The 8,752-nt window shown below is 69.9% G+C and carries 6 protein-coding genes and 1 rRNA gene; 4 read left to right on the top strand and 3 right to left on the bottom strand.

Annotation, left to right across the window (positions count from 1 at the left end; all coding sequences use genetic code 11):
• Positions 1–5: 5 nt before the first annotated feature.
• Positions 6–122, top strand: a 5S ribosomal RNA gene (gene rrf, locus VGB24_RS21500).
• Between the two features lie 139 nt (positions 123–261).
• Here rrf and VGB24_RS21495 read toward each other — a convergent pair.
• Positions 262–888 (bottom strand): hypothetical protein, encoded by a 627-nt coding sequence (locus VGB24_RS21495; RefSeq protein ID WP_331074972.1) that lies wholly within the window; start codon positions 886–888, stop codon positions 262–264.
• Between the two features lie 473 nt (positions 889–1,361).
• Between VGB24_RS21495 and VGB24_RS21490 the strand changes: the two genes are divergently transcribed.
• Both VGB24_RS21490 and VGB24_RS21485 read left to right on the top strand, forming a co-directional pair.
• Positions 1,362–1,973 carry a DUF4382 domain-containing protein gene (locus VGB24_RS21490; RefSeq protein WP_331074971.1) on the top strand — a complete coding sequence of 204 codons (612 nt, stop codon included), beginning with the start codon at positions 1,362–1,364 and terminating at the stop codon, positions 1,971–1,973.
• Between the two features lie 153 nt (positions 1,974–2,126).
• Positions 2,127–2,513, top strand: coding sequence for a hypothetical protein (locus VGB24_RS21485; RefSeq protein ID WP_331074970.1), 387 nt, complete (start codon positions 2,127–2,129; stop codon positions 2,511–2,513).
• 256 nt (positions 2,514–2,769) lie between these two features.
• Here VGB24_RS21485 and VGB24_RS21480 read toward each other — a convergent pair whose 3' ends face one another.
• Together VGB24_RS21480 and VGB24_RS21475 are read right to left on the bottom strand one after the other, a co-directional pair.
• Positions 2,770–3,723: a ring-cleaving dioxygenase gene (locus VGB24_RS21480; RefSeq protein ID WP_331074969.1), complete on the bottom strand. Its 954-nt coding sequence runs from the start codon at positions 3,721–3,723 to the stop codon at positions 2,770–2,772.
• A gap of 74 nt (positions 3,724–3,797) precedes the next feature.
• The gene (locus VGB24_RS21475) at positions 3,798–5,096 is read right to left on the bottom strand and encodes a cytochrome P450 (RefSeq protein ID WP_331074968.1); all 1,299 of its coding nucleotides are present in this window, start codon (positions 5,094–5,096) and stop codon (positions 3,798–3,800) included.
• Positions 5,097–5,529: 433 nt separating this feature from the next.
• Between VGB24_RS21475 and VGB24_RS21470 the strand changes: the two genes are divergently transcribed.
• Positions 5,530–8,706: a hypothetical protein gene (locus VGB24_RS21470; RefSeq protein WP_331074967.1), complete on the top strand. Its 3,177-nt coding sequence runs from the start codon at positions 5,530–5,532 to the stop codon at positions 8,704–8,706.
• Positions 8,707–8,752 lie beyond the last annotated feature (46 nt).

Here is an 8,752-nt window from a genome sequence, read left to right as displayed (position 1 = left end):
TTATGGCCGGTGGCTATGGCGCGGGGGATCCACCCGATCCCATCCCGAACTCGGAAGTGAAAACCCGCTGCGCGGATGGTACTGCCGGGGCCACCCGGTGGGAGAGTACGGCGCCGCCGGCCTTTTATTCCGAACGCCCGCTTCGAGCATCTCGCTCGGAGCGGGCGTTTGGCGTTTGTACCTCACACAAGACGCCGGGAGCCCCGTCGAGGTCGTCTCGGCGGGGCTTTCGTCAAAACGGGCGCTCCTGCCCGGCGGCAGCTACAGCCCGCGAAGCTTCACGGCGCCGCGGAACGCGCTCGCCGGCACGATGCGCGTGACCGGGTCGGCAGCGCCGAGCCAGGCGGAGGCGTCGAGGTCGATGAGGAGCGTCGCGTCCTCGTTCGCGCCGCCCAGGTCCACGGGCATCTCCACCACGACGCCCTGGCCCACCGGAATCCCCACGTCCACGCGCCCGGTGAGCGTGGCCCCGCCGATGGCGAGTCCGCTGGCCACGTTGGCGGTGACGGAGAGGAAGGTGACGCGGGCCACGCCATACCGTTCGCGCGGCACCAGCTGCTCGGCGACGTGCATGGTGTCGCGGCCGTCCGTACGCACCGTGGCGGATGCCGGATCGGGCTGCAGCGATACGGACGAGCTTCCGCGCACGAGTTCCACCCGGGCGGTGAAGCTCACCGTGCCGCTGAGCCCCGCGGACTGGAACGACGCCGTTCCGCCGGGCGCGAGCGCCAGCCCTGGCGCGGGAGCCAGGGACGGTGAACTGCTCGCGGTACCGTCACCCGTGGCGACGGCGTTCACGTCGCGGGCGCCTCCGCCCACGAGCTCGCCGTTGCATCCTACGCCGAGCAATCCCAAGAGGAGCGCCGACGCGCTCGCGATCGTCCTCATACCGTCCGTCCGCTTCTGTTGGTCGTCACAGCGACACCTTCCCGCGGCGAAATACCCAACGATGTCGAGGGCACGCTCCGTTCCGTGTCGGCGTCATGAGGGAAAGTGTTGTGTATGCTCACCTTCCGCTCAGCGCGGTCGGTCGGCCTGGGCTATCGGGCTGCTGGTTTTTGTGATAGCACGCCGCAAGAAGCGGCAATTTCGTCCGAACCCGAAGTGTACCCCCCCTGCTTGGGCCTCAGGATGACAGGCCCGGCTCACGCGCGCTATCCAATCGCGGGGTGCAAAATGTGACAGGTGGGCGTCCGGAGCTTGTCACAAAACTTGGCAACGACGAAGCTTCAGACGAAGGGTTTCGGCGGAAATCCAGCAACTACGCGGAATTCCGCCGCGGTCCGCCCTCTGCCTTATGAGAAGCCAAGCAGCCGGCGCGGTGCCGGCGGACGAACCACGGATGCACACGGAGCAACATCATGAAGAAGACGACCCTGTCACTTACCGCAGCGGCGCTGGCCTTGTTCCTGGCCGCGTGCGACAACCCCGCCGGCAGCGACAGCAACGTGCAGGTGCTGGCGCGCGGTGACGATGCGACGGCCGGCTCGCAGTCGGTCGCGGAGGCGGACGGCCCCCGCTACTCGCACAGCACGGCGCAGGGCACCATCGACTTCCAGGCGCGTGTGTACGTCTACAGCAGCACCAGCGGGTGGCTGGAAGTGACGGAAGCCAGCCGTGCGGCGGGCTCGGTGGCGGCGTCGGGGCACGGCGAAGCGCAGACGGTGGCGCGCGGCCGGGTAGAGGCGGGCAGCTACTCGCGCGTCCGCGTGATCTTTGAGGACGTAGATGCCAACCTTTCCGGCTCGCTGGCGGTGAGCACGGGCCTGCTGTCGGGGAGCGTGGCGGTGAACCTGGAGTCCGACGGGCAGGTGGTGGTGGAGCGCGACGCGAACGTAACGGTGTCGGCCGACGCCACGTCACGCATCCTCATCAACCTGAACGCCGATGCGTGGCTGAACAGCGCCAACGCGCAGACGCGCACCGTGAGCGAGGCCGCGTTCCGCAGCGCGGTGCGCGTTACCGCGGAGTAAGGCGGCCACGACCGTGATGACGAAGAGGGCGGCCCCGGGATAGTGGCCGCCCTCTTCGCTTGTGCCTGTGGCGAGACAACTTGCGCTTCGAGCGTGGGAACGCCGATACTATGGCTCCTGCCGAACTCCCCACCCGAGCCCCAAGGAACTCCCGTGACTGAACTCGAGCGGACCCGCGGCGCGGGCGGCACCCCGGGCGGCGTGCTGGAATTCATCATCGGGCTGACGATGGCGTTCGCGGGCGCGTACCTGCTGACGTCGCAGGTGGAGGTCAGCAGCGGCTTCTGGCGGGTGGGGGGCTACAACGCCTTCGGCCTGACGCTGATCCCACTGCTGGTGGGCATCGGGATGCTGTTCTTCAACGGGCGCTCGGCTGTCGGCTGGCTGCTGGTGCTGGTGGGTGCGGCCATCATCCTGGTGGGCATCCTCTCCAATCTGCACATCTACTTCCGGCCCACCACCCTGTTCAACACGCTGGTGATGCTGGGCCTGCTGGCCGGCGGGCTGGGCCTGGTGGCGCGCGGAATCCGCGTCCACTGACGCCGGGCCCGGCGCGGAAAACCGAGGCCTGTACTTCGGTGCTCGCTGCCGCGCCCGGGCTTGTACGTGTCCGCGGCTGGAGCCTTCGCCCCGCACGGCTCGGCGTACGGGACGATTCGGTGCGCCTGGGGCTCAGGATGACAGGCTCTCATGTGCCAGCGGGCTGCCGATGCGCCCGGACCTGGTGTGCATCCCGTCTCCCACGCGGTTTGTGGGAGAGGGTGGCACGCGTTTCGGCGCGGCCGGGTGAGGGCGCCTAGCCGATGGGCTTGAGGCCGGCGACGATCGCCTCACGGCGCGGCTCCAGGAACGGCGGCAGCACCACGGATTCGCCCAGCGTGGCGGGGTTCTCGTCGACCGCGAAGCCGGGGCCGTCGGTGGCGATCTCGAAGAGGATGCCGTTGGGTTCGCGGAAGTACAGGCTGCGGAAGTAGTAGCGGTCGACTTCGCCGCTGTTGCGGATGCCCATCTCGGTCAGCCGTTGCGCCCAGCCGTGGTACTCCTCGTCGTTGGGCGTGCGGAAGGCGACGTGGTGCACGCCGCCCGCGCCCAGCTTGCCAGGGCGCAGGTCCGGCTGCACCGCGACGTGCAGCTCGGCGTGGGAGCCGCCCGCGCCCATCTCGTACACGTGCACCGTGTGGCGGCGATTGTCGGGGTGCGCGTACTGGCGGACGGGCCGAAAATCCATCGCCTGCGTCAGCACCATGTCGGTGGTACGCAGGCTGGGCACGCTCATCATGATGGGTCCCAGCCCGCGGACCTGGTGCTCGGCGGGAACGGGAGAGCGGTCCCACGGCGTGGGGGCGTCGCCCGCGCCGCCGTCGTCCACCAGCGACAGGCGCTGCCCTTCGGGATCTTCGAAGTCCAGCGTCAGCCGCCCGTCGCGCTCCTCCACCGCGCCGGCCTGCACGCCCTGCCCGGCCAGGTGGCGAGCCCACCACTCCAGCGACGCCGCGCCCGTGACGCGAAGGTACGTGCGGGTGATGGCGTGCGTCCCGCGCGTTTCACGCGGCATCGGCCAGTCGAAGAAGGTCAGGTCCGTGCCGGGCGACCCGACGGCGTCGGCGTAGAACAGGTGATAGGCGCTCACGTCGTCCTGGTTGACGCTGCGCTTGACCAGCCGCATCCCCAGGACGCCGGTGTAGAAGCGGTGGTTGCCGCGGATGTCGGCCGAAACGGCGGTCAGGTGGTGAATCCCCGTCAGTTGCATCGGTACGCCGGGTTGAGGAACGAAGCGCTGCCCTGCGCCCCCCGCCGCATGCTCCGCGCCGCCGTCTACAGGGCTCAGTCGAACTCCAGCACCAGCCGATCGGGGAACGGGCCATCCAGCACCACGCGACCGGCGCGGCCCGGCGCACGGCGCAGCCCGTCCAGGCGCAGCATGGCGGCCATGATCTCGGGGATCATCACCAGGTTGATGCCCATCCCGAAGCACTGGTGCATCCCCCAGCCGAAGTGCAGGTACGACCGGATGTCGCGGTCGATGCGGAACCGCTTGGGATCGGGGAAGCCGTCGGGGTCGAACATGGCCGAAAGGGTGCCGATCGCCATCCCGCTCCCCGGCTGGACCTGCTTCGCGCGCGGCGTGCCGGCCCCCAGCGTGTAGGCGGACGAGCACGTGCGCGCCATCAGCGGCGTGTGCGGGTTGAAGCGCACCGCCTCCCACGCGTACTGGCGCACCCGGTCCAGGTCGCCCGCCCGCGCGGCGGCCTGCGCGCCCTCCAGCTCGCGCGGACGGCGAAGGAGCTCGTCGATGGCCAGGATGCTGAAGCGCGAGATGGTATCCACCGCGCCCACGATCTGCCCGGCGATGTTGCGGCGGACCCAGTCGTCGTCGGCCCACGCGTTGGTGGCGCCCAGGGCGATCATCCGCCCCATCACGTCGTCGTCCAGCCCGGTTCCCGCCGCGCGCCGCCGGGAGATCTCGGGAAGCACCCACGCCTTCACCTCCAGGAACGACTGGTGCGCCGCCTCGCGTACGTACGGATCGTCGATGGGGTTGGCGAAGGCGTCCTGGAACAGGTTGCGCAGCCAGCGCTGCAGCGTGGCGCGGTCCGGCCCGGGAAAGCCGAAGTACTGCCCCACCAGCTCCGAGGGCACGGCGCGCGTGAGCGACTGCACCGCCTCGATGCGCCGCCGCGGGCGCGCCTCCTGGATGGCCCGGGCCGACGCGGCGCGCGCCAGCTCGCGGATGCGGCCGGCGTCCTCGCGGCGCGCGCACGAGCGCAGGGCGGCGTGGTCGCGGTCGTACTCCGGCCCGCGGTCCATCGCCAGGATGAAGGGCCCGTTGATGCGGTCGATGGAGGGCCCGTTCACCTGGCTGATGGTGAACACCTCGTCGCGGTCCAGCGTTTCCAGCACGTCGGCGTGGCGGCTGACCACCACGCGCGTGCCCACCTTGGCCAGCGGCGCGTGCCGGCGCAGGACGGCGAACACGGCGCGCAGCACGCGGCGCCCGGTGAGCGCGTAAAAGATCCTGCGCTTGATGCGGATCTTCAGGCCGCCCTGCGAGTTGGGCGACCGCGGCTGGCGCGCGGGGGCGGTGCCGGTGGCGGCGGGCGGGGGCGGAGCCAGGGTACTCACGGGGGATGCCTTTCGCGGGAGGGATGGTCTGGCGAGGGGTTGCCGGCGGGGTAGGGAGCCGGGGCCGCACCATGATAAGCACCCTGCTGCGAGCCGACAATCTTTCTCTTGGCCGTGCTGCAACGTCTGCGGCGGCCAGGGGTGCGCGTGTCCCGGTCTCCTGGGGCGCGTCCGTCCCAATGCCCCACCGCCAATCCCAGGCGGAACGCAGGGGATGCGCGTAACCGACGATCCCTGAACGACTTGGGAAATGGGGCCGGACGAGAGGCGGACGGACCCTGATTTGCATAAACATGCGCATCCCCGATCCGGCCCGTTTCTCTACGGAAGCACCCTCCCCACGCTCTCCGCTCCGAACGGCCCGGTCCCCGCCGGCCTCTCCCTGATCCACCCTCCGCCGGCAAAACCCTCGCGTAAGCAGGAGCCCCCGCTGATGAGCGACAACCCGCTCGCCCCTCCCGGCCCGGACCAGCCGAAGTCCGCCGCCACCGATCCCAACGTCATCCAGATCCCCGCGATCGCTTCTCCCCCCGAGGGCGAAACCAGGGTGCACGTCGGTGCCGACACCACCGTGGTGTCCGACAAGCTGCACCGCCGCCGGCAGGTGGCAGCCGCGCGCACGCGGACGCCGCTGCAGCAGCTGGAGTCGGCGAAGACCGACGGGAACACCAGCCAGGCGTCGCTCCTGGTGATGGTGCCGGTGAAGGCCGGCCACTACGACGAGCTCAAGAAGCTGCTGGACGAGGTGGCCAATCCCAACGACGGCTACGACTTCGAGGTCAACTGCATCATCCCGTTCGCGAAGATCACCACGCTTCACTTCGCGCGCATCCTGGTGCACGAGCCCTCGCCCTGGCCCACCAACAAGCTTCCGGAGTACGACGGCAAGGTGCAGGTGAAGGGGCCGCCCATCCCGCCCAAGCTGCTCTTCGCCACCGACTTCGACGGCCCGCTCGACGAGCACATCGACGAACTGCTGGCCGTGGCGGGCCCGGGGCTGGACCGGGTGTTCAGCCACTGCGAGGGATGGCCCGGCAGCCACGACCGCGCGGCCGTGCACGGCTTCATGCTGCGGCACCACCTGGCCTCGAACACCTTCTACACCGGCACCATGCACCGCTCGGTGGACCAGATCCACCGGGAAGAAGAGCTTCACCAGGCCATCGAGCGGTACCTGGACGAGAACGCGGGGAAGGCGGACTTCCCCCGCGAGCCGCTGGCCATCCGCAACCGGGTGCGCGACTGGGTGTTCCAGAACCCCGAGTTCGCGTGGGCGCGCCAGCAGCCGGGCCCCTTCCCCAAGCTGCTCTTCAACCCCGACTACCTGAAGCAGGTGGCCATCGGCGCGCTGCTGGCCGTGCTGGCGGCGCTGACGGTGGTGGTGCGGCTGGTGGCGGGCTCGTGGAGCACGGCCCTGACGGTGGTGGGCGGGCTGGTTGCCGTGGCCGTCGTGGTGCTGGGGGCGGCGTACCTGTACCTGCGCAAGCTGGAAAAGACCGACCCGGTGATCCTGCAGAACAAGAGCATCGACGACCTGCTCTCCGTGGAAGACCGGATCGTCCAGAACCAGATGAGCAGCGTCATCTACATCAAGGAGCCGCTCTGGTTCCGCGGGACGATCCTGCGCGCGGTGCTGGCGTTCATCAACTTCTCGGCGAAGTACCTGAGCAACCAGGGGACGCTGGCCGGCATTCCGTCCATCCACTTCGCCCGCTGGGTGATCGTGGACGAGGGGCGCCGCCTGGAGTTCTTCAGCAACTTCGACGGCAGCTGGGAAAACTACCTGGGCGACTTCATCGACAAGTCGCACAGTGGCCTGACCGGCGTGTGGAGCAACTGCGTGGGCTTTCCGCGGACCAGGAACCTGATCCAGGAAGGCGCCACCGACGAGCAGAAGTTCAAGACGTACTCGCGCGACAGCCAGATCCCCACGCAGGTGTGGTACAGCGCGTACCGCTGGCTTTCGGTCGACAACATCAACAACAACAGCAAGATGCGCCTGGGCCTGTACGGCGGGATGACCGCCGACGAGGCCGGGCTGTGGGTGCGCCGCTTCGGCGGCACCACCAACGTCGACAACACCGGTCCGGCGCTCTCCACCGCGAAGCCGAAGCCCACGCCGGCGCCCAGGGTGGAGATGCACGACGTGCAGGGGCTGGTGGCGCGCAGCTTCTACGCGCTGAAGCACGCCGACTACGTGCCCGTGTACCTGCCCGCCGACGCGGCCGCCGCACGGCGCTGGGTGGGCGACGTCGCGGGCGCCGTCACCTCGGGGGGCAAGCGCAGCTCGGTGGTGGAAACGGAAGGCCACGCGCTGAACGTGGGCTTCACGGCCGAGGGGCTGAAGGCGCTGGGGCTGAAGGACGAGGAGATGGACACCTTCGCCCAGGAGTTCACCGAGGGGATGATCACCGAGCACAAGCAGCGCGTGCTGGGCGACAACGGCCCCTCGGCGCCGGAGACGTGGGCGTGGGGCGGGCCCAACGACACCGTGCACGCCATGGTGTACCTGTACGCCGGCACCCCCGAGCGGCTGAAGGAGATGGTGGATGCCGAGGCGGCGCGCGCCGAGCGCCACGGCGCCCGGCTGGGCGCGCCGCTGGGCAGCATCATGCTGGAGGCCGACAAGGAGCACTTCGGCTTCCACGACGGCATCGCGCAGCCGCGCATCGCCGGGTTCGGCGCTCCCGATGACGACGAGGCGCCGTCGCCCACCGAGGCGGTGGTCCCCGCCGGCGAGGTGCTGCTGGGCTACACCAACGCCTACGGGCAGATTCCCGACACGCCGACGGTGCCCGAGACGCCGGCCTCCCGCGCGGTGCTTCCTCTCGCCGCCGCCGACCCGGACGATCCTCCGGGCACCCCCGCCCGGCGCGACCTGGGCCGCAACGGCAGCTACGTGACGTTCCGCCAGATGGAACAGCACGTACAGCGTTTCTGGAAGTTCCTGGACGACAAGGCGCGCCACGACGCCGAGGAGCGCAAGCGCCTGGGCGCCAAGATCGTGGGCCGCTGGCCCAACGGCGCGCCGCTGGCGCGCCATCCGGACGCCGAGCCGGCCGAGTTCGACCTGAAGACGGCCAACGACTTCATGTACTCGGGCAAGTGGGCCGACGAGCGCGGCGACAAGTGCCCGCTGGGCGCGCACATCCGCCGCACCAATCCGCGCGACGGTATGGAGCCCGGCCCCGAGGGCAGCCTGCTGGTGGCCGACCGGCACCGCCTGCTGCGCCGCGGGCGTGCCTACGGCGAGCCGCTGGTCCCGTCGTTCGACCCGGCGGACATCGTCGCCGCGAACACGGACGACAGGGGCCGCGGGCTACACTTCATCTGCTTCAACACGGACATCGGGCGCCAGTTCGAGTTCGTGCAGAGCACCTGGGTGAACAGCATGAAGTTCGACGGGCTGTACGCCGACCCGGACCCGCTGATCGGGCCGCACCCGGTGGGCGACCACGTGGACCCGGCGCAGGTGAGCAACTTCGTGGAGCAGCGCTGCCCGGTGCGCCACCGGGTGAAGGAGCTTCCGCGCTTCGTCACCACGCGCGGCGGTGCCTACTTCTTCATGCCCGGCATGAACGCGCTGAAGTACCTGGCCAGCATGGAGTAGCGCGGGCGGACGCTCGTCTACGAGGACAGAAAGAGCCGGCGGCCGC

The sequence above is a fragment of the Longimicrobium sp. genome, from assembly GCF_036399935.1.
Lineage (GTDB): Bacteria > Gemmatimonadota > Gemmatimonadetes > Longimicrobiales > Longimicrobiaceae > Longimicrobium.
This window is presented reverse-complemented; position numbering and strand designations above follow the sequence as displayed.

What these genes read in the sequence shown, in the direction of transcription:
- VGB24_RS21470 (WP_331074967.1), top strand. Translation starts at nt 5,530, where the DNA reads ATGAGCGACAACCCGCTCGCCCCTCCCGGCCCGGACCAGCCGAAGTCC.
- VGB24_RS21495 (WP_331074972.1), bottom strand. Translation starts at nt 888, where the DNA reads ATGAGGACGATCGCGAGCGCGTCGGCGCTCCTCTTGGGATTGCTCGGC.
- VGB24_RS21490 (WP_331074971.1), top strand. Translation starts at nt 1,362, where the DNA reads ATGAAGAAGACGACCCTGTCACTTACCGCAGCGGCGCTGGCCTTGTTC.
- VGB24_RS21480 (WP_331074969.1), bottom strand. Translation starts at nt 3,723, where the DNA reads ATGCAACTGACGGGGATTCACCACCTGACCGCCGTTTCGGCCGACATC.